The 19,728-nt window shown below is 50.3% G+C and carries 21 protein-coding genes and 1 pseudogene; all 22 read right to left on the bottom strand.

Annotated elements, in window-relative coordinates; all coding sequences use genetic code 11:
* Positions 1-96: 96 nt before the first annotated feature.
* A pseudogene (locus CF651_RS19285) lies at positions 97-717 on the bottom strand (ribonuclease HII); the annotation flags it as partial.
* 181 nt (positions 718-898) lie between these two features.
* Positions 899-1,798 (bottom strand): ribosome biogenesis GTPase YlqF, encoded by a 900-nt coding sequence (ylqF, locus tag CF651_RS19280; protein ID WP_094016503.1) that lies wholly within the window; start codon positions 1,796-1,798, stop codon positions 899-901.
* 50 nt (positions 1,799-1,848) lie between these two features.
* Positions 1,849-2,424, bottom strand: coding sequence for a signal peptidase I (gene lepB, locus CF651_RS19275; protein WP_094016502.1), 576 nt, complete (start codon positions 2,422-2,424; stop codon positions 1,849-1,851).
* 96 nt (positions 2,425-2,520) lie between these two features.
* Positions 2,521-2,862, bottom strand: coding sequence for a 50S ribosomal protein L19 (rplS, locus tag CF651_RS19270; protein ID WP_094016501.1), 342 nt, complete (start codon positions 2,860-2,862; stop codon positions 2,521-2,523).
* A 185-nt stretch (positions 2,863-3,047) separates the two neighbouring features.
* On the bottom strand, positions 3,048-3,797 hold the full coding sequence (gene trmD / locus CF651_RS19265; protein WP_094016500.1) for a tRNA (guanosine(37)-N1)-methyltransferase TrmD: 750 nt from the start codon (positions 3,795-3,797) through the stop codon (positions 3,048-3,050).
* The gene (gene rimM / locus CF651_RS19260) at positions 3,794-4,318 is read right to left on the bottom strand and encodes a ribosome maturation factor RimM (protein ID WP_094016499.1); all 525 of its coding nucleotides are present in this window, start codon (positions 4,316-4,318) and stop codon (positions 3,794-3,796) included. The genes trmD and rimM overlap by 4 nt, the downstream gene beginning before the upstream one ends.
* A gap of 186 nt (positions 4,319-4,504) precedes the next feature.
* Entirely contained in the window at positions 4,505-4,735 is a 231-nt protein-coding gene (locus CF651_RS19255; protein WP_094016498.1) for a KH domain-containing protein, read from the bottom strand.
* A 21-nt stretch (positions 4,736-4,756) separates the two neighbouring features.
* Positions 4,757-5,029, bottom strand: coding sequence for a 30S ribosomal protein S16 (rpsP, locus tag CF651_RS19250; protein ID WP_094016497.1), 273 nt, complete (start codon positions 5,027-5,029; stop codon positions 4,757-4,759).
* 51 nt (positions 5,030-5,080) lie between these two features.
* Positions 5,081-6,454 carry a signal recognition particle protein gene (gene ffh, locus CF651_RS19245; RefSeq protein WP_094016496.1) on the bottom strand — a complete coding sequence of 458 codons (1,374 nt, stop codon included), beginning with the start codon at positions 6,452-6,454 and terminating at the stop codon, positions 5,081-5,083.
* A 101-nt stretch (positions 6,455-6,555) separates the two neighbouring features.
* Positions 6,556-6,906 (bottom strand): putative DNA-binding protein, encoded by a 351-nt coding sequence (locus CF651_RS19240; RefSeq protein WP_094016495.1) that lies wholly within the window; start codon positions 6,904-6,906, stop codon positions 6,556-6,558.
* A gap of 123 nt (positions 6,907-7,029) precedes the next feature.
* Positions 7,030-8,040 carry a signal recognition particle-docking protein FtsY gene (gene ftsY, locus CF651_RS19235; RefSeq protein WP_094016494.1) on the bottom strand — a complete coding sequence of 337 codons (1,011 nt, stop codon included), beginning with the start codon at positions 8,038-8,040 and terminating at the stop codon, positions 7,030-7,032.
* Between the two features lie 60 nt (positions 8,041-8,100).
* Complete coding sequence (gene smc / locus CF651_RS19230; RefSeq protein WP_094016493.1) at positions 8,101-11,673, bottom strand: chromosome segregation protein SMC; 3,573 nt, start codon at positions 11,671-11,673, stop codon at positions 8,101-8,103.
* A 155-nt stretch (positions 11,674-11,828) separates the two neighbouring features.
* Positions 11,829-12,527, bottom strand: coding sequence for a ribonuclease III (rnc, locus tag CF651_RS19225; RefSeq protein WP_094016492.1), 699 nt, complete (start codon positions 12,525-12,527; stop codon positions 11,829-11,831).
* 60 nt (positions 12,528-12,587) lie between these two features.
* Positions 12,588-13,823, bottom strand: a complete 1,236-nt coding sequence (gene fabF, locus CF651_RS19220) for a beta-ketoacyl-ACP synthase II (RefSeq protein WP_094016615.1) — start codon at positions 13,821-13,823, stop codon at positions 12,588-12,590.
* A 137-nt stretch (positions 13,824-13,960) separates the two neighbouring features.
* Positions 13,961-14,194 carry an acyl carrier protein gene (acpP, locus tag CF651_RS19215; protein WP_094016491.1) on the bottom strand — a complete coding sequence of 78 codons (234 nt, stop codon included), beginning with the start codon at positions 14,192-14,194 and terminating at the stop codon, positions 13,961-13,963.
* Positions 14,195-14,347: 153 nt separating this feature from the next.
* Positions 14,348-15,088 carry a 3-oxoacyl-[acyl-carrier-protein] reductase gene (fabG, locus tag CF651_RS19210; RefSeq protein ID WP_094016490.1) on the bottom strand — a complete coding sequence of 247 codons (741 nt, stop codon included), beginning with the start codon at positions 15,086-15,088 and terminating at the stop codon, positions 14,348-14,350.
* 33 nt (positions 15,089-15,121) lie between these two features.
* Entirely contained in the window at positions 15,122-16,060 is a 939-nt protein-coding gene (gene fabD, locus CF651_RS19205; RefSeq protein ID WP_094016489.1) for an ACP S-malonyltransferase, read from the bottom strand.
* 58 nt (positions 16,061-16,118) lie between these two features.
* Entirely contained in the window at positions 16,119-17,105 is a 987-nt protein-coding gene (locus tag CF651_RS19200) for a beta-ketoacyl-ACP synthase III (protein ID WP_094016488.1), read from the bottom strand.
* Between the two features lie 3 nt (positions 17,106-17,108).
* Positions 17,109-18,107: a phosphate acyltransferase PlsX gene (plsX, locus tag CF651_RS19195; RefSeq protein WP_094016487.1), complete on the bottom strand. Its 999-nt coding sequence runs from the start codon at positions 18,105-18,107 to the stop codon at positions 17,109-17,111.
* Entirely contained in the window at positions 18,091-18,687 is a 597-nt protein-coding gene (gene fapR / locus CF651_RS19190) for a transcription factor FapR (RefSeq protein ID WP_179232889.1), read from the bottom strand. Before fapR ends, plsX begins: the two co-directional genes overlap by 17 nt.
* 213 nt (positions 18,688-18,900) lie before the next feature.
* Positions 18,901-19,074 (bottom strand): 50S ribosomal protein L32, encoded by a 174-nt coding sequence (gene rpmF, locus CF651_RS19185; protein WP_028550384.1) that lies wholly within the window; start codon positions 19,072-19,074, stop codon positions 18,901-18,903.
* A 56-nt stretch (positions 19,075-19,130) separates the two neighbouring features.
* Positions 19,131-19,649 carry a YceD family protein gene (locus CF651_RS19180; protein ID WP_342746597.1) on the bottom strand — a complete coding sequence of 173 codons (519 nt, stop codon included), beginning with the start codon at positions 19,647-19,649 and terminating at the stop codon, positions 19,131-19,133.
* Positions 19,650-19,728 lie beyond the last annotated feature (79 nt).

Below are 19,728 nucleotides of genomic sequence, written 5' to 3'. Positions count from 1 at the left end.
CGAGGGGCACATCGAACGAAACGCATCTACAGAACGCTCCGTCTGCTCCACCAGTTTTTCAGTGGCCCTTGATAAAAGTGGCCTTTTCTGGGACTATTAAAATAGAAGCTGCTGCTCTACGAGTATGTTCTTGAGAAACGTTTTGCGATGCAGCGGCGACGGCCCGATTTCCGCAATCCGTTCACGATGATATTTCGTCGCGTAGCCTTTATGTAAACCGATGCCATATTCCGGATATTGTACATCCCATTCTCTGCACATCCGGTCTCGTGTTACTTTGGCAATGATGGATGCCGCTGCAATCGATTGGCTTAACGCATCCCCATGAATAACGGCCATCTGCCCGATGGGGCTTTCCACGCGCTCCGCATCTACCAATAAGAAATCCGGCTGCGGGTCCAGCTGTTCGACTGCCCGCTTCATGGCCAAACGAGACGCTTGTTTTATATTAATCGCTTCTATGGTTGGGACGTCAACAATTCCGATCCCAATGGCCAGAGCTTCCTGTTGAATTTGTTCAAACAAACGTTCCCGTTTTTTCTCACTAAGCTTCTTCGAATCATTCACTTCCTCCAGTACAAGCCCCACCGGCAAAATGACGGCAGCAGCCACCACATCGCCGAACAAACAGCCTCGACCCACCTCGTCTACCCCGGCAACCGCATTCATGCCTTGATTCCATAACGACTGTTCATAGTCCAACAGCATACCCATATTCTTCCTTCCTGCCCCGCTCTGAACTCTCTTATCTCTATGACAAGTTTTCTTCCATTATACTAGAATTCGACAAAAACGGATACGAATCCTCCTCCAAAAACAAAAGAAGCCTGCCCGTTTAGGCGGCTTCTCTATAAGCATATGTCAATGGATTTTTTTAAGCTCGGTGTCAGTTAGACGACTAGCGCTCCTCCGTTACAGAGGCAGGGTCCGGTATATCGGATGGTGATTCCAGACTTACTCTCCCCATCTTCCCTGCTCGAAGCTCACGCAGAATTGTCAGCGATGCCTTTTCCAAGTCAACCCGGCCCCCGCTAAGCAGAGCGCCCCGCTTACGTCCGATCGCTTCCATCACCTCAATGATAGCATCCGTATCACCGGGATCTTCCGGCAATCTGGCAATGCCAAACCGCTCTTGCAGTGAGGTGCCGTAATGACTCGCCAAATACCGTACGGCGAACAGCGCTACCTCTTCCGGGTACAGTATCTCTTCTTTGATCGCACCGGTTGCAGCGAGCCGCATCCCTACCTGCTGATCCTCGAATTTCGGCCACAAAATGCCCGGCGTGTCGAGCAGTTCCATCTCGGTGCCTACCTTAATCCATTGCTGGGCTTTGGTGACACCTGGCTTATCCCCGGTAGCAGCGATTTTTCTGTTAGCCAGCCGGTTGATCAACGTAGATTTACCCACATTCGGAATTCCGACGATCAGCGCACGTATCGCTCGAGGATTTACCCCTTTGCTCAGCTGCTTCTCGATTTTGTCGGCCATCAGCTGCTTACAGCGGGCCATAATTTCCTTCATTTGGTTGCCTGTTGCGGCATCGACAGGCAGTGCCTGCAGCCCCTGCTCTGCGAAATAAGCAACCCACTGCGACGTTACTTCCGGATCCGCAAGATCGTGCTTGTTCAAGAGAACGAGTCTTGGTTTGTTTTGCAAAATTTCATCAATCATCGGGTTTCTGCTGGATAAAGGAATCCTTGCATCCAACAGTTCAATCACGACATCGATCAGCTTCAGCTTATCCTGAATCTGTCGACGGGCTCTCGTCATGTGACCTGGAAACCACTGTATCGTCATACGGTCACCTCTATTTCTGATTCAACCTGCCAGCATGCTGCTGAATCTTTTTACTTAAAATGCACGAAGCTGATCTTATCGAACGGCCAAAAAATCAAATCGGCACGTCCAACAATTTGATCGTATTTAATAAAACCGATATCACGGCTGTCCTGACTGTTCGAACGGTTGTCTCCCATCACGAACACAGAACCTTCAGGAACCGTTTTTTCCGGGAAATTTCTCGTATTATAGGGTATCCCTTTTTTAGCGGCGTCATCCAAAGCTTTTTTCAAATAGGTCTCGTCCACCAATTGGTTGTTTACGTATACTTTGTCGCCTTCCACCTTAACCGTTTCCCCTGGGACCGCGATGACACGCTTTATGTAATCCTTATCCTTGGTGGCGTGAAAAACGACCACTTCTCCATGCTGAGGCTTATGTATCGAGTAAATAATCTTGTTCACAATTAATCGTTCACTGGTGTAAAAATTAGGCTCCATGGACGGACCTTCTACAATAAAAGGAGCGAAGATCAGCCAGCGTATAAAAAAAACGAGAACTGCGGCAATGAGCAGTGCTTTGACCCATTCCCAGGCTTCATTCTTGAGCGGACTTGATTTCTCCATGGTTTGTTCCTGCTCCATAACAGACCTGCCCTTCTCCTTATGTGCTGCTGATGTTTAACATTCTCCAGAAAAACGAAAAGGAGCTTGGTTAACAAGCCCCTGTTTGTTTTCGTCTTAGCGAATCTCTTGGATTCTTGCTGCTTTACCGCGAAGACCGCGCAAGTAGTATAGCTTCGCGCGACGAACTTTACCACGGCGAGCCACCTCAAGCTTATCAATCTTCGGCGAATGAATCGGGAACGTTCTTTCAACACCAACACCGTAAGAAATTTTTCTAACAGTGAAAGTTTCGCTGATTCCACCACCGCGGCGTTTGATAACAACACCTTCGAACAGCTGGATACGCTCGCGGGATCCCTCGATAACTTTAACGTGGACCTTCACAGTATCCCCTGGACGAAACTTAGGCAAATCTTGGCGAAGTTGTTCCTTCGTAATCTCCTGGATTAGACTCATGTATGACTCCCTCCTTCCACACAGGTGTTCATTCCGCCTCTGAAGTCGAATCTGTCGATGTTATGCGTAGAGGACCACCGTAATCGGGCAAAAATGCCACAACGTTGTATATATTATCATAGAATCTATCGAAACACAACCAATATTCTCAGCTTGGCCAAAGAAGGCTTGTTTTAGACCAGCCGCTACAATTCAGGCTGCTCCATTTCGCGGCGGAGCTCCTCCAGCCATCGTTTTTCTTCCTTGGTCAACGGATAGTTTTCCAGCAGATCAGGGCGTTTCTCAAGGGTGCGACGGAGTGCTTGCTGCTTCCGCCATTTCTCTATATTGGCATGATGACCCGATAATAAAATGTCAGGCACCTTCCAATCCCGAAACTGTTCCGGCCGGGTATAATGGGGATATTCCAGCAGCCCTGTGCTGAAGGAATCCGTTACAGCCGAGGTCTCATTGCCGAGGACTCCCGGAAGAAGGCGTACCACACTATCGATCACAACCATTGCGGGCAGCTCCCCACCCGTCAGCACGTAATCGCCGATGGAAAGCTCATCCGTCACCAGATGCTCTCTTATACGCTCATCATACCCCTCGTAATGACCGCAGATGAAGATGAGATGCTCTTCCCCGGACAACTCCTCAGCTTTCCTCTGTGCGAATGTCTCGCCTTGGGGACACATCAAGACAATGCGGGGCTTAGATGCCAGCGGCTCCGTCAGTGCCTCTACAGCTGCAAAGATAGGCTCGGCCTTCAGCACCATCCCCCCGCCTCCACCGTAAGGATAATCATCCACTGTATTATGCTTGTTGTTGGCGTAGTCACGAAAATTAACGGTATTCAGCTCCACAATGCCTTTCTCCCGCGCTTTCCCAAGAATGCTGGAGGAGAAGACACCGTCGAACATCGCCGGAAACAGTGTCAGCACATCAATTCTCATAAGTCCAACAAGCCTTCCAGCACATGCACCTTCACTTGTTTCGCATCGACATCTACTTCCAATACCACCTCATCGATATAAGGAAGCAGCACCGGCTTACCTGCAGGACGCTCTACAACCCATACGTCGTTGGCGCCCGGGGATAGGATCTCACTGATCGTTCCCAGCTCTTCACCTTCGTCGGTTATGACCGTGCAGCCGATAATCTCATGGTGATAAAATTCATCGTCCGTCAGCTCGGACAAATATTTCTCTTCAACCTTCAATAGCCAGCCCTTGTATTTCTCAACCTCGTTAATATTACTAAAGCCTTGAAACTTAATCATGAACAGCTTCTTATGTTCCCTTGCCGACTCGACCACCACGGGAAGCGTCCTTCCATTTTGCGGATCAAAAAAGAGCAGCTCACTTCCTTTGGCAAACCGCTCGTCCGGGAAATCCGTCTCGGGTACAATTTTCAATTCACCGCGAATCCCGTGTGTATTGACAATTTTGCCTACCGTATACAATTTTTCGCTCATTATGCCCCTCCGGCTGTAATTTTAGATTGATAGCGGATGTTTAAAAAGCCCGGTTTAGCCCGGGTCACCTGCTACCACTAGGTTCAACGCGGATTCAACAGCTCTTCACGTTGTCAAAGCGGACTTTTTAAACAACCTCTAATAGAGAAAAGAGCTAGGATTGCTCCTAACTCTCAAACGTATTCATTATGATACAATCTCAACCGAAACACGTTTACTCTCTTTTACTGCAGCCGAAGTGACGACCGTACGGAGAGCCTTCGCAATCCGTCCCTGCTTCCCGATCACTTTCCCGACATCGTCAGGATGAACCGACAGCTCGAACGTGATGCTGCGCTCGTCCTCTACCGCCTTCACTTGTACTTCATCGGGATGATCTACCAACGCCTTAGCGATAACGGTTATAAGATCTTTCATAGCACCCTCCGAATCGGGATATTACTTCTGCAGTTTGGACTCGTGGAACTTCTTCAGGATGCCAGCTTGGCTGAACAGACTACGAACTGTATCAGAAGCTTGAGCACCTGTTTGCAACCATTTCAATGCTTTCTCTTCATCAATATTTACAAGTGCTGGTTTAGCCACTGGGTTGTAAGTACCGATCTCTTCGATAAAGCGACCGTCACGAGGGGAACGGGAATCCGATACCACTACACGGTAGAAAGGAGCTTTGTGAGCACCAATACGCTTAAGACGAATACGTGTTGCCATTTGAAAATCACCTCCATCATAGAATAAAAGCTGTATAGTCATCCGCAAGGCTTAGCCGAACGGAAACTTCATTCCTTTGCCCATCTTGCCCTTCAAGTTCTTCATCATCTTGTTTCCCTTAGGCCCCATCATGCTGGAGAACTGCTTCATCATCTTGCGCATATCATCAAACTGCTTGATGAACCTGTTTACATCCTGAACGGAATTGCCGCTTCCTGCAGCAAGACGCTTACGGCGGCTCGGACTCAACAAGTCCGGATTCGCCCGTTCTTCCTTCGTCATCGACTTGACGATCGCAGCGACTCTTGCCATCTGCTTATCGTCCACCTTCAGATCCTTCATGCCCTTCATTTTGTTCGCTCCGGGCAGCATGTCCAAAATCTGATCCAACGGCCCAAGCTTCTTTACTTGTTCCATTTGGTCAAGGAAATCGTCGAAGGTAAACTCTGCGGTACGCATTTTGCGTTCCATTTCTTTGGCCTTCTCTGCATCGATACCAGCTTGAGCTTTCTCGATCAGGGTCAGCATGTCACCCATGCCAAGAATACGGGATGCCATCCGATCCGGATAAAAAGGTTCGAGCGCATCCATTTTCTCGCCCATGGCTGCAAACTTGATCGGCAAGCCGGTCACGGCTTTGACCGAAATGGCTGCACCACCGCGGGTATCGCTATCGAGCTTCGTCAATACTACGCCCGTCATCTCCAGCTGCTTATGGAAGCTTTCGGCCACGTTTACTGCTTCTTGACCTGTCATTGCATCGACGACCAGCAAAATCTCATCCGGCTTGATCGCTTCAACGATTTGCTTCAGTTCCTCCATCAGCTCTTCGTCGATATGCAGTCGACCTGCAGTATCCATGATCAAGTAGTCATTACCATGGTCTTTGGCGTGCTGAAGTGCATTCTTCGCAATCTCCACCGGGCTGACTTTATCTCCCATCGAGAAAACAGGCACCTTCAACTGCTCACCGAGCACCTGCAGCTGCTTAATCGCAGCCGGACGGTAAATGTCGCCGGCAGCAAGCAGGGGGCGGTGGTTTTGCTGAAGCAGCATCTTCGCGAGCTTCCCGGTCGTTGTCGTTTTACCGGCACCTTGCAAGCCTACCATCATAATAACCGTCGGCGGTTTGTTGGATCTCGCGAGCTTGCTTTGTGTGCCGCCCATCAAATCGGTTAATTCTTTATTAACAATATCAACCACGACCATGGCAGGAGTGAAGCTTTGAAGTACTTCCTGACCTATTGCGCGTTCCTTGACCTTGGCGATGAATTCTTTGACAACCTTAAAGTTAACGTCCGCTTCAAGCAGCGCAAGACGAACTTCCCGCAGAGCCTCGTTAACATCGTCTTCCGTTAGCTTTCCTTTGCCTCTCAGCTTGCTGAACACATTCTGTAGACGGCTCGCTAATCCATCGAATGCCATGCGAATTCACCTCCTAAGCGTTACTTTATTGCATAAGTATTTTATATTCACATTATTTAAGTACGAATGTATAGTCTATTTCGGCGCAAGAGCAGTTTCGGCTAATCAATGTTCAATAATTGATCCATTAACGCCGTTGCTTCCCTGCGGCGATCCTCTGTAAGCTCTGCCGTGAGCTCTGTGAACTGAACTGCCAGACGCCCTCGCTCTTCATGCTTGGACAGCAGCGCCAACTTCGTCTCATAGTCCTCCAGGACCGCTTCCGCCCGCTTAATATGCTCATATACTGCTTGACGGCTGATTTGAAACTCCGCAGCAATCTCCCCAAGGGAATAATCATCATGAAAGTACAGCTTGCAGAACGTTTGCTGCTTCTCGGTCAGGAGCTTCTCGTAAAAGTCGAAGAGCAGGTTAATGCGATTCGTCTTCGTAAGCATGTTATCTTCCGTCATAGTGCCTCGCCTCCGTTAAGGTAAAACACTTTACAGCAACAACATCACTTATAATACTGAAAACGAATCACGATGTCAAGCTAATTTCCTTGTCACCTGCAAAAAATCAAAAATCCGCGATTTCTAGGATTTAAGCGATTCTGAATCTTCTTGCTGTTCGCCCTCAGGAATCCACTTGCTGAACAACGCATGCACGAATTGATCTGAATCGAACGGCTGCAGGTCGTCCATCTTTTCACCCAGACCCACAAATTTAACCGGCAGCTTCAGCTCCTGACGAATCGCTACGACGATGCCCCCTTTGGCCGTTCCGTCCAATTTGGTCAGCACCAGTCCGGTCAGACCCGATTTCTCATCAAAGTTCTTCGCCTGGCTGAGCGCGTTCTGACCTGTCGTTGCATCAAGAACCAGCAGCACCTCGTGCGGTGCATCCGGCACCTCGCGGCGAATCACCCGATAAATTTTGTTCAGCTCTTCCATCAAATTGACCTTGTTCTGGAGCCTTCCTGCCGTGTCGCACAGCAGAACGTCTACGCCACGGTTTTTGGCCGCATGCAGTGCATCGAACATGACCGCCGCCGGATCGGAACCGGCCTGCTGCTTGATGACGTCGACACCTGCGCGCTGCCCCCAAGCTTCCAGCTGTTCAATCGCACCGGCACGGAACGTATCGCCCGCAGCGAGCATAACCTTCTTTCCTTGCGATTTCAGGTGGTGTGCCAGCTTCCCTATCGTTGTCGTCTTGCCGACCCCGTTCACACCAACAAAGAGGATGACGGTCAGGCCCGAATCGGCCATTTTCAAGCCTGCATTCTCATCGCCCTTAAGCAGGTCGATCAGCATTTCGGAAAGAATCGGCTGCAGCTCGCTCGGCTGCTCGATTTTCCGTTTGCGCACTTCTGACCGCAGGTCATCGATCAGCTTCAATACGGTATTAATCCCCACATCGGCACCAATCAATATTTCCTCCAGCTCTTCGTAAAAATCCTCGTCGATCTTTTTGCGGCGGCTGAATAAATCCTCCACTCGCTCCACGAACACGTCGCGTGTTTTGGTCAAGCCCTCTTTAAATTTATTCGTGACCGCCTCGGCCTTCGAGGAAATGCTTTCTTTCAAACGTCTAAAAAAACTCATCGGCTTCAGCCCCCTTTTTTATGAATTGGTACATTTCGTTACATCCGATCATCTCAAAGCTTAGCTTGCAATGATCGCTTCATCTTCTTCCAAGCGAACCGATACCAGCTTGGAAACGCCGCCTTCTTCCATTGTAACCCCATACAATACGTCTGCTTCCTCCATTGTCCCTTTTCGATGGGTTACGACGATAAACTGCGTCTGCTGTGAAAATTCACGCAGGTATTCGGCAAACCGCGCTACGTTCGCCTCATCCAATGCGGCTTCGACCTCATCGAGTACGCAGAACGGAACCGGCTTCACTCGAATAATCGAGAACAAGAGCGCAATCGCCGTCAGTGCGCGCTCTCCACCGGACAGCAGCTGCAAATTTTGAAGCTTCTTGCCAGGCGGCTGAGCTACGATCTCAATACCTGTGTCGAGCAGATTGTCCGGCTCGGATAAGATGAGATCGGCCCGTCCTCCGCCAAAAAGCTTGGCGAACACAACGACAAAGTGGGATCGGATCGCATCGAATGTGGTGCGGAAACGCTTCGACATTTCCTCATCCATCTCGCGTATTACCTGATACAGGGTCGTCTTGGCTTCCACCAGATCATTCTTCTGTTCACTCAAGAATTGGAACCGTTCGTTCACCCGCTGGAACTCTTCCACAGCCCCTAAATTCACATCGCCCAGGATGGCGATATCCCGCTTCAGCTCACGTACCAGATTTTGTGCCCCAAGCACGTCCTCCGGCACCGGATAACGCTGCTTCGCCAGCTCAAAGCTTAGCTCATAGTCGTCTGCGAGCTTTTTGAGCAGTGTTTCAAGCTCAACATCCAACCGCGTGACACGCACTTCCATTTGATGCATCTGTTCCTCTACCTGCCGAAGCTGCAGGCGCTGCTCTTTGGTTTTGTTCTCTTCAAATTCCAGCTTAGCCTGCCATTCGGCACGCTCCGCACGCTTCAAATCCAGCTGCTCCGTACACTGCTGTTTCTTCAGCTTCAGATCGTTCAGCTGCTCAATCTGCTGTATCGTCTCTTGATCATGATTCGCCATATCCTGCTCGAGCTGTGCAAGCAATCTGCGATTCAGCTCCAGCTCGTTCTTCAGCTCGTCCAGCTCCTGCTTAAACCGGCGTTCTTGCTCCTGCAGCGATTGCTTCTCTTGCGATTGGGAAGCGACCTTAATTTTCAAATCGGTCAGCTGGGTTTGCAGCTCTTCCTTCGCGAGCTCACCCGCCTTACGTGCCAGCTCCGCCTCGCGAATCGCCTGCTGCACGATCGCTTCCTGCTCCTGCAGACGCTCCAGCGCAGCCAATGCAGCCGTCCTGCGGCCGTCCAGGTCCCGGCGCTCCGTATCCAATGCGTCTCCATCCTGGCTGTACAGCGCCAACTGCTCGGCAACCTGCCTGGATTCATGCTCAAGCGGCTGTAAGCCTGCACGGATTTGCTGCTCTTCAATACGCAGTGTTTCCCCTTTTTGCCGAAGCTCTTCGAGTGTATGCGTCTCCGCCGTAATTTCCTTGCGGACCGTATCCGCTTTGGTACGCAGCAGCACAAGCTGACGCTCGGAATCCATAATTTCCTTGTCCATTTCTTCTATCTGACGCTGACGGCTAAGCAGATTCGTTGCTTTCTTCTGCTGGCTGCCTCCTGTCATCGAGCCTCCCGGGTTAACAACGTCCCCTTCCAGCGTGACGACACGATAACGGTATTGAACCTTCGCAGCAATCCGGTTCGCTATATCGAGCTGGCTGGCAATAATGACATTTCCCAGCAAGCTTCCAACAATTTGACGATAGGTTTCATCGAAGTGCACCAAATCCACCCCGATACCGATAAAGCCTTCCATCCCTTCGATGGCCCGCTTTTCCCCCTCCGGAATGGAGCGTCCGCGAATGACATCTAAAGGCAGGAACGTAGCGCGCCCGAGCTGACGTCTTTTCAAGAAAGCGATCGCTTCGCGGCCATTGGCCTCACTATCTACAACAACATGCTGCAGGGCTCCGCCTAAGGCCGTCTCCATGGCGACCTCAACGTTCGCAGGCACCTTGACCAGCTCGGCCACTGCTCCTTTGATACCCCGCAGATCCCCGCGATCCTTGGCTTTCAATACTTCCTTGACCCCATGCATAAAGCCGTCGTAATCGTTGGCCATCTCACGCATCGTATCCCGCCGGGAAGTCATCGCATCCAGCTTCTGCTCCCATTTACGTACAGTCGATTGCGTTTCCTCCGACAAGATCTGCTTTGATTTCAAGCTTTGGCTAAGCTCGAGGTAACGATTGCGCACATCGGCAATCTGTCCCACAACAGCCTTCAGACGCTCCTCCAAATCCTTTTTGCGCTCTGTGATGCTTTGCTGCTGCTCCTTCCATTTACGGTGCTCATCCCCGAGCCTGTCCAGCCTTTTCGATAAGCCTTCCGTTTGCTGCTCCGCATAACGCACCTCGTTGCGGGCATTCGCCATTTCATTCAATGTCTCCAGCAGCTCGCCCTTCAGCCGATCCTCCTCGCTGGAGCTGATTCCTCCGCTGACGCCGAGCAGCCGATCTTCCTCCGCCTTTAGCTTCGCTTGAAATTGAATCAGCTCCGAGGAGATTGCCGCAATCTTTTCCTGGAACCGGGATAAGTCCGTTTCCTTCTCAAGCATACGCTGCTCCTGCTGGGAAATCGTTTGTCTCAGCTGCGCCTGGTTGGCACCATAATTTTTTTTGCGTTCCTTCAATACTTCGCCTTGACCTTCACATTTCTCGAAATCCTCGCTTAGCTGCAGCAAATGCTGCTGCAAGCGTTCGATCTCCTCCTCCAAGCGGCGTGTCTCCCACCGATGCTTCTCCAAATGCGCGTCATGCTGGCCTACAACCGCCGAAAGCTCAAGCTGTTCTTGCTTCAGCTTCTCCAGCTTGGCATTCGTATCCGTCCAGGAAGCGTAAATTTGCTCAATCTGATACACATACATCGCAATTTCATTACTCTTCAGCTGTTCCTTCAATTCTTTGAACCGGATCGCTTTTTCCGATTGCATCCGCAGTGGCTCAATCTGATCCTCGAGCTCCACAACCAGATCATGGATCCGAAGCAGATTTTGCTCGGTTTCCTGCAGCTTCTTTTCAGTTTCGCGCTTTCGCGATTTATATTTTACAATCCCCGACGCTTCTTCAAAAATGCCCCGGCGATCCTCAGATTTTGTGCTTAAAATTTCTTCAATCCGCCCTTGTCCGATGATCGAGTAAGCTTCCTTACCGATCCCCGTATCCATGAACAGCTCTGTGATATCCTTCAGCCTGCAGGGCTGCTTGTTAATTAAATATTCACTGTCGCCGCTGCGGTGCACCCTGCGTGTCACCGTCACCTCGTTAAAATCCAGCGACAAGGCCTGATCCGTATTATCGAGAGTAAGCGAGACTTCCCCATAATTCACCGCTTTGCGGCCATCGCTGCCGGCAAAAATAATATCTTCCATTTTACCGCCGCGCAGGCTGCGGGCACTTTGTTCCCCGAGCACCCAACGAATACCGTCGGAAATATTACTCTTCCCGCTGCCGTTGGGCCCTACAACAGCCGTAATGCCTTGCACGAATTCCAGCTCCGTTCGGTCGGCAAACGATTTAAATCCAGACAGCTCAATACGCTTTAAAAACATCGTCTCACCTCAACGTTATTGTACCACACATTCCCTATCGTAGATACTTATGGAACCGTCTGCAAAGCTCCTTTGTAACAGCAAAAGCAGCGAAAGCAGCTTCATCAGCTGCCCCGCTGCTTCCTCATCCCTAATGAAACTTAGGGCACGGTTCATTATTGAATATGGACCTTCAGTGCTTCCAAAGCCTGGGCAGCCGCATGCTGCTCAGCTTCTTTCTTCGAACGGCCGGAGCCTTGTCCGAGAAGCGTGTCATTCACCTGAACCTGGGCTACAAACTCCCGTTCGTGGGCAGGCCCCCGTTCATCGACGATCCTGTATTCCAACACGCCCATGTTATGCTGCTGCGTATATTCCTGCAAATGCGTTTTGAAATCCACAGTCAGCAGCTTGCCCTGATGCGGCAGGTTTGGGAACAGATGCTTGCGCAAAAATTGTTTAACGACTTCCAGCCCCTGATCCAAGTACAGAGCCCCGATAAACGATTCGAACACATCCGCAAGCAGCGCCGGCCGCGTTCTGCCGCCTGTCAGCTCCTCACCCTTGCCCAGCAGTACATAAGCGCCAAAATCCAGCTCCTCGGCAAAGCCAACAAGTGAAGGCTCACAGACAATAGACGCCCTCAACTTCGTCAGCTCTCCTTCCGAACGCTCCGGGTACGTGTCGAATAAATACTCGGAAACGGTTAATTCCAGGACCGCATCGCCCAAAAATTCAAGCCGCTCGTTATCCTTATAATTGCCGACACGGTGCTCGTTCACATAAGAAGAGTGCGTAAACGCTTGCCGTAAAAGCTCGGGTTTGCGAAAGGTAATATTCAACGCCGATTGCAGCTGTTTCAGGTTTCGATGCATGCCTTCACCACCTACTCAAGAGCATCCTGTATTGTTCATTTCCGTCACACGGCGGTTCATCTATTCAAACTTTTTCAAAATAATCGTGGCATTGTGACCGCCAAATCCAAAGGAGTTGGACATGACTATGTTTACATCCGCTTTCCGCGGCGTATTCGGCACATAATCCAAGTCACATTCAGGATCTTGGTTCTCCAAATTGATTGTCGGAGCAATCATACCGTGCTTTAGCGTCAATCCGCAGATGAGCGCTTCCACGCCGCCGGCTGCACCAAGGAGGTGACCTGTCATCGATTTGGTCGAGCTGACCGCCAGTTTATACGCATGGTCTCCGAATGCCTTCTTAATGGCCGTCGTCTCCGAACGGTCACCTACCGGCGTAGAGGTTCCGTGTGCATTGATGTAATCGATCTCTTCCGGCGCAATACCTGCGTCTTTGATCGCTTTGACCATACAGCGGGCAGCCCCGTCCGGATCCGGTTCCGTCATATGGTAAGCGTCGCCGCTCATGCCGTAACCGATCACTTCACCGTAAATCTTCGCTCCGCGTTTCTGTGCGTGCTCCAAAGACTCCAGAATCAAAATACCTGAACCTTCACCCATAACGAAACCGTCACGATCCGTATCGAATGGGCGACTTGCTCTTGCCGGCTCGTCATTGCGGGTTGACATCGCACGCAGAGCACAGAAGCCGGCAACACCTGTAGGGCTGATAGTTGCTTCGGCACCGCCGCAGATCATAACGTCAGCATCGCCGCGCTGAATCATTTTATACGAATCGCCAATGGAGTGCGTACCTGTCGCACAGGCAGTAACTGCAGTGCTGTTAGGCCCTTTCGCTCCTGTCATCATGGAAATTTGTCCTGAAGCCATGTTCGCGATCATCATCGGAATGAAGAACGGGCTGACGCGCTTCGGTCCTTTTTCCAACAAAATCTTGTGCTGCTCTTCCCACGTGGACAAGCCGCCGATACCAGAGCCTACATAAACCCCAACGCGTTCCGGGTCGGTGTCTTCCTTCACATTCAATCCTGCGTCCTTCAGTGCGCTTAAGCTGGCCGCAACGGCAAACTGCACGAATCGGTCCATCCGGCGCGCTTCTTTCTTATCGAAGTATTGCTCGGGATTAAAATCTTTGATCTCCGCTGCAATACGAGTTGGATATTCGCTTACATCAAACAATTCGATCGGGCCCACTCCTGATTTCCCTGCAAGCAGGTTCCCCCAGAATGTCTCGAGATCATGACCCAAGGAGGTCATGACGCCCATCCCTGTTATGACAACTCTTTGCTTCACTTTCATCCACCTCTATCTAAAATAACATTTGTTATGTATTTCCGTTGTTAAAAGTAAGTAGTTCCGTTAATCGCAAACTATCGTTTGGGCTGAATGGAGATAAGTCCCGTCTTATAAACCAAACGGGACTTATAACATTAAGTATGAGATTTTATGTACTCAACTACTTGACCTACAGTAGTAATTGTCTCTGCATCTTCATCAGAGATTTCCATATCAAACTCATCTTCCAATTCCATAACCAATTCTACTACATCTAGAGAATCAGCGCCTAAATCATCTTTAAAATTGGCTTCGAGGGTAACTTCGGCCTCATCCACACCAAGACGATCAATGACGATACGTTTCACGCGATCTAAAACTTCGGACATCCGGTTCACCTCCTCCATGGTATTATACTGAACTTGCGGACAAATTGCCATAGCAAGCGCAAGGTCCTCTGAAAAAAACAATATTTGTGAATAGTGGCAATTGCCTGACAAAAGGCAAAAGCCGCTCGTAGAGCTGAGAAGGAGTCTTCTTTCTTACATGTACATGCCGCCGTCGACATGAATCGTTTGACCCGTCATATAAGACGCGTCATCCGAAGCAAGGAAACGCACGGCTTTGGCTATATCGTCCGGCTGCCCAAGCTTCGCCAGTGGAATTTGCTGCAGCAGCTGCGCACGCATATCCTCAGACAGCTTATCGGTCATGTCGGTCTCGATAAAGCCAGGAGCTACGGCATTGACTGTAATTCCACGAGAGGCAAGCTCCTTCGCAGTGGCTTTGGTCATGCCGATGACACCGGCTTTGGCCGCGACGTAATTGGCTTGTCCGGCATTACCCAGTACGCCAACGACAGAAGAAATATTAATAATGCGACCGGAACGCTGCTTCATCATCGGGCGGGTTGCGGCTTTGACGCAATTAAACACGCCTTTCAGATTCGTTGCGATCACTTGGTCGAATTCATCCTCTTTCATACGCATAATCAAATTATCTCTCGTGATGCCAGCATTATTCACCAAAATGTCCAATTTCCCAAACGTTTCCAAAACCTGCTTGAACATATCTTCCACTTCCTGCGTGGAGCTGACATCGGCTTTGATTTTGATCGCTTTGCGGCCCTTGGCTTCAATCAAGCTGACCACTTCGGCAGCCGCAGCCTCGCTTCCGGCGTAATTAACGGCCACGTCCGCTCCCGCATCGGCAAGCGTAAGTGCTATGGCACGCCCGATACCCCGGGATGCCCCCGTGATCAATGCTACTTTCCCCGTCAACATTGCAAATTCCTCCTTCAAGCTTAACGTATCTTCCTAGGCCGTAGGCTCCAATTGGAATTGGTCGATGGCTTCCTTGCTGTTGATCCCGTATACCTTGACGGAGCGATCGATTTTTTTGATTAATCCAGCCAGAACGGTACCTGAACCAATCTCTACAAACGTATCTACGCCCTGCTCGATCAGCCATGCAATACTGTCCTCCCAAAGCACGGAGGAGTGCACTTGTTCAACCAGAAGCTCGCGTATTTCCGCAGGATCTTGCACTGGTCGTGCGGTGACATTTGCAACCACCGGAATGGCAGCCCGGCTCATTTCAAGCCCGGACAGGACGCCAGCCAGCTTCTCGGAGGCCGGTTTCATCAAGGAAGAATGGAACGGCCCGCTGACTTCAAGCGGAATAACCCGCTTTGCCCCTATTTCTTTGCCGCGCTCCACCAAAGCTTGTACCCCTTCCTTACTGCCGGAAACGACAATTTGTCCAGGACAATTCAGGTTGGCAAGCTCGACAACCCCGACTTCACGAGTAATCGCTTCACACAATTGTTGAAGCGCTTCCCGTTCTCCTCCAAGCACAGCAGCCATGGCTCCTTGCCCGCTTGGCACCGCTTGCTCCATAAACTCTCCGCGAGCACGAACGGTGCGGACAGCATCCTCGAAAGAGAGGACGCCGGAGGCAACAAGCGCGCTATATTCACCAAGGCTATGGCCTGCCACAAAATCAGGCTCGATTCCTTTTGCTTTAAATAGCTCCAGGTAAGCTGTACTTGTGGTCAGCAGCGCAGGCTGCGTATGATAAGTAATTTTCAATTCCGACTCCGGACCGTCAAAAATAATGGATGACAGCGAGTAGCCCAACGCCTGATCCGCACGCTCGAACAGCTGCTTGGCAGCCGCATCCGCTTCATAAATATCGCGGCCCATTCCTACAGCCTGTGCCCCCTGTCCCGGAAACACAAACGCGATTTTACCCATATACCCGTAACTCCTTTCATTCCTGCAGCCATTCCTTATGCCGAATAGCCGTACTGTTTTACCATACCAATACGGAGGCACCCCATGTCAATCCGCCGCCAAAGCCGACGAGCACGATGCAATCGCCCTCTTTGACTCTGCCGTTCTCCACAGCCTCTGCGAGAGCAACAGGAATCGAAGCGGCCGACATATTGCCGTATTTATCCAAATTGATCATAGCTTTCTCTTCGTTTAAATTCAACCGGTTTAATGCCGATTGAATAATTCGGATGTTGGCCTGATGGGGGACCAGCAGGTCGATTTCGCTTTTGTCCATGCCGGCTTTGCGCAGCGCTTCCTCAGCCGCGCTTCCCATGATGCGAACGGCAAATTTGAACACTTCGCTTCCCGCCATATATATAAAGTGCTGCTTACCTTCGATGCTTTGAGGCGAAGACGGACAGCGGGAGCCCCCGCCTTTAATATTCAGCAGCTCTCCGCCGGAGCCATCGGCCCCCAGCTCGAACGATTTGAAGCCGCGGCCTTCCGGTACTTGACCGAGCACAACCGCTCCCGCACCGTCCCCAAACAGAATGCAAGTGTTGCGGTCGGTATAATCGGTAATCTTGGACAAGCATTCGGCACCAATAACAAGCGCATATTTATAAATGCCCATAGCAATGAAATTCGACGCGTTGGCCAGCCCATAGATGAAGCCGGAGCATGCAGCGGACAAGTCGAATGCCGCCGCTTTTTTCGCGCCGAGCCGATCCTGAAGGATGCATGCAGTCGAAGGAAAGGACATATCTGGAGTAATCGTTGCCACAACGATCAAATCCAGCTGCTCCGCGGTGATGCCGGCCATATCCATCGCTCTTATCGCGGCTTCATAGGCCAGATCCGAAGACGCTTGCTCCGCGCTCGCCAGACGGCGCTCCCGAATTCCGGTTCTCGCTACGATCCATTCATCGTTGGTTTCGACCATTTGTTCCAATTCTTTATTAGTCAGTACCCGATCCGGTACATATTTTCCAGATCCAATAATGCCAACCGGCAGTAAACTCATAGGTCACAACTCGCTTCCCTTACTGATTTCCTTAGATATGCTGCGTACAAGATCATTTTGCAATGCGATCCGCGCTTGCCGGACGGCATTTTTGATGGCAAAAGCGTTCGAGGAACCATGACTCTTCAGTAAAAGTCCGTCGATTCCGAGCAGCGGAGCTGCACCATGCTCTGAATAGTCAAAGCTGCGGCGAAATTTGGTTAAGCCAGGTTTTAAAATAAGTGCAGCCAATTTGGTAAACAAATTTTGGGTAAACTCTTTTTTCAACACGGAGAAGATCACGGACGCGGCCCCCTCCACCGACTTCAGCATAATATTGCCGGCGAAGCCGTCACAAACCAATACATCGCATGGAGCCTTCAGTACTTCTCGGGACTCCACATTACCTACGAAATGAATTGGCGCCTGCTCCAGAAGCGGATAAGCGGCCTTCGTCAGTTCGTTGCCCTTCATCGCCTCGGTGCCTACATTCAAAAGCCCTACCCGCGGGTTCGCAACCCCGTGAACCTTGTCTCTGTATATACTGCCCATAATCGCGAATTGAAGCAGCTGCTCTGGACTGGAATCCATATTAGCGCCCAAATCCAAGGCTAACACGCCTTTTCCGTCCATCGTCGGTATCATCGGCGCCAAGGCCGGTCTCTCAATACCGGCAATCCGGCCTACGACCAGCAGCCCCGTTGTCATTAACGCGCCCGTATTCCCGGCTGAAATCATAGCGTCGGCTTCTTTCTCGCGTACCATACGCCCCGCTACGACCATCGAGGCATCCTTTTTGCGCCGCACGGCTTTGACTGGCTCATCGTCCGCTTCAATAATTTCCGCCGCATGGCGAATGACCAAATTGGAAGGCTTGGTGCCTTGGAGCAGCGGTTCAATCCGGGCGGAATCTCCAACCAAAATAATGGTCGTATCGGCCCATTCCCGCGCCGCTTCCAGCGCTCCGGCCACAACAACATCAGGAGCATGGTCGCCGCCCATCGCATCAATGGCTATCCGCATCTGGCTCCCCTCCCTCTGCACGATCTTTTGCTGAATGATAAATAATGAAATTTCCTTGAAACACAATTTCCTCACCGACATAGGTGAAAACTTCCACTTTGGCTTTCCCTTTGGAAATCGATCGGACATAAGCCTTGGCAATACATTTCTCAGCCAGGTTAACCGAACGAACAAACCGGATGTCTGCCGCAGCCGTAAGTGCAATCGGATCGTTAATCAACGCTACAGCCAGCGAATTTGCCTGGGAAAAAATGTGATGGCCTCGGGCAATTTTCGTTCTGGAAAATACATGCTCTTCCTTGATCTCGAACATCGAAATGCCGCTCTTGTCCAACTGCAGATCAATGACATCCCCGATCACCTCGTGCAGTGGAAGCGACCGAACCTGATCATACGACTGCTCGGCCATCAGCTTCATACGTTCGCGCAGCTCAGGAATACCGAGCTCCAGACGGTCCAGGCGAATCGTTTGAATGCTTACCTGGAAAAAACGCATTAATTCTTCGTCCGTAATAAACGGATTATCCTCAATAGCTCCGGCCAATTGCTGCTGACGCTGGCGTTTAGGAAGGCGTTCCATGCCGGACACCACCTTTTCCATGGAATCGTATACTTGCTAAAAGTTCAATTATAAACCAAAGCATCTATGTAGCTTAGTGTATCCAAATTGGCATAACACTTTATCTTATGACCAAGTAATAAGAGATAGTATAATGGATAGCCTATGAAAAGGGAAGCAAAAAAATAGCACTTCACCGTCAGATGAAGTGCTACCGCTTCGTGTTCGAAAGAACTATTGCTTGATGATCTCTCTTTTTTTGTAAGAACCACACACTTTGCACACACGGTGAGCCAATTTCAATTCACCACAATTGTCGCACTTTACCATGCCTGGAACTACTAATTTAAAGTGAGTACGGCGCTTGTCGCGACGTGTTTTGGATGTTCTCCTTTGAGGTACTGCCATCTATCCCACCTCCTTCAACGAATTCAAAACCATTCCCTAGACCATTGTTTGCCGGTTCACGGCTTGAAAAAGTCCGCTAATCCGGCGAGCCGCGGATCTACCTTCTCGTTCTTGCAGCCGCAAGCCGATTCATTGCGGTTGGTTCCGCAAGTCGGGCATAAGCCCTGACAAGATTCATCACACAACGGCACGTACGGCAAATCCAAAAGCACATTTTCAATCAAGTAGGGCATCAATTCTATCTTCTCATCTGTGACGTAATGCGTATCATCATCCTCGTCATCAGGCTCCGACTCATCTGCAGCAAGGGCAAACGTTTCGTGAAAAGGAATCTCCAGCCTTTGCTTCACCGGATTCAGGCAGCGGGAACATTCCTGCTCCACATCAATCCCAAGTTCTCCAGTCACCTCCGCCTTCCCATCTTGATGATAGGCCTGCAGGTCCACCTGCAGCGGGCCGAAGCTGAGCAAATCCTTGCGATTCTTCAAAACATCGGTCAAATCAATGGTCTCATTAATATGTACCGTGTTCGCTTTCTGCGCCAACTCTTTCAATCGAATGAACAATAGTATCACCCCAAACAAACAAAGATTATTATAGCGATAATCCTTCTATTTTGTCAACATTTTCAGATCATGCTATAGTGAATTTATT

It is taken from the genome of Paenibacillus rigui (assembly GCF_002234615.1).
Taxonomy (GTDB): Bacteria; Bacillota; Bacilli; order Paenibacillales; family NBRC-103111; genus Paenibacillus_S; species Paenibacillus_S rigui.
Note: the sequence above shows the minus strand (reverse complement) of the source record. Positions and strands in the feature narration are given on the sequence as shown.

Excerpts from the sequence above, each read along its gene's own strand:
- rpmF (WP_028550384.1), bottom strand. The coding sequence starts at position 19,074 with ATGGCAGTACCTCAAAGGAGAACATCCAAAACACGTCGCGACAAGCGC.
- ylqF (WP_094016503.1), bottom strand. The coding sequence starts at position 1,798 with ATGACGATACAGTGGTTTCCAGGTCACATGACGAGAGCCCGTCGACAG.
- rimM (WP_094016499.1), bottom strand. The coding sequence starts at position 4,318 with ATGAGCGAAAAATTGTATACGGTAGGCAAAATTGTCAATACACACGGG.
- trmD (WP_094016500.1), bottom strand. The coding sequence starts at position 3,797 with ATGAGAATTGATGTGCTGACACTGTTTCCGGCGATGTTCGACGGTGTC.
- CF651_RS19200 (WP_094016488.1), bottom strand. The coding sequence starts at position 17,105 with ATGAGTTTACTGCCGGTTGGCATTATTGGATCTGGAAAATATGTACCG.
- CF651_RS19240 (WP_094016495.1), bottom strand. The coding sequence starts at position 6,906 with ATGACGGAAGATAACATGCTTACGAAGACGAATCGCATTAACCTGCTC.
- plsX (WP_094016487.1), bottom strand. The coding sequence starts at position 18,107 with ATGCGGATAGCCATTGATGCGATGGGCGGCGACCATGCTCCTGATGTT.
- ffh (WP_094016496.1), bottom strand. The coding sequence starts at position 6,454 with ATGGCATTCGATGGATTAGCGAGCCGTCTACAGAATGTGTTCAGCAAG.
- fabD (WP_094016489.1), bottom strand. The coding sequence starts at position 16,060 with ATGGGTAAAATCGCGTTTGTGTTTCCGGGACAGGGGGCACAGGCTGTA.
- acpP (WP_094016491.1), bottom strand. The coding sequence starts at position 14,194 with ATGTCCGAAGTTTTAGATCGCGTGAAACGTATCGTCATTGATCGTCTT.
- smc (WP_094016493.1), bottom strand. The coding sequence starts at position 11,673 with ATGTTTTTAAAGCGTATTGAGCTGTCTGGATTTAAATCGTTTGCCGAC.
- ftsY (WP_094016494.1), bottom strand. The coding sequence starts at position 8,040 with ATGAGTTTTTTTAGACGTTTGAAAGAAAGCATTTCCTCGAAGGCCGAG.
- rplS (WP_094016501.1), bottom strand. The coding sequence starts at position 2,862 with ATGAGTCTAATCCAGGAGATTACGAAGGAACAACTTCGCCAAGATTTG.
- lepB (WP_094016502.1), bottom strand. The coding sequence starts at position 2,424 with ATGGAGCAGGAACAAACCATGGAGAAATCAAGTCCGCTCAAGAATGAA.
- rpsP (WP_094016497.1), bottom strand. The coding sequence starts at position 5,029 with ATGGCAACACGTATTCGTCTTAAGCGTATTGGTGCTCACAAAGCTCCT.
- fabG (WP_094016490.1), bottom strand. The coding sequence starts at position 15,088 with ATGTTGACGGGGAAAGTAGCATTGATCACGGGGGCATCCCGGGGTATC.
- rnc (WP_094016492.1), bottom strand. The coding sequence starts at position 12,527 with ATGCATCGAAACCTGAAACAGCTGCAATCGGCGTTGAATATTACCTTT.
- CF651_RS19255 (WP_094016498.1), bottom strand. The coding sequence starts at position 4,735 with ATGAAAGATCTTATAACCGTTATCGCTAAGGCGTTGGTAGATCATCCC.
- fapR (WP_179232889.1), bottom strand. The coding sequence starts at position 18,687 with ATGGAACGCCTTCCTAAACGCCAGCGTCAGCAGCAATTGGCCGGAGCT.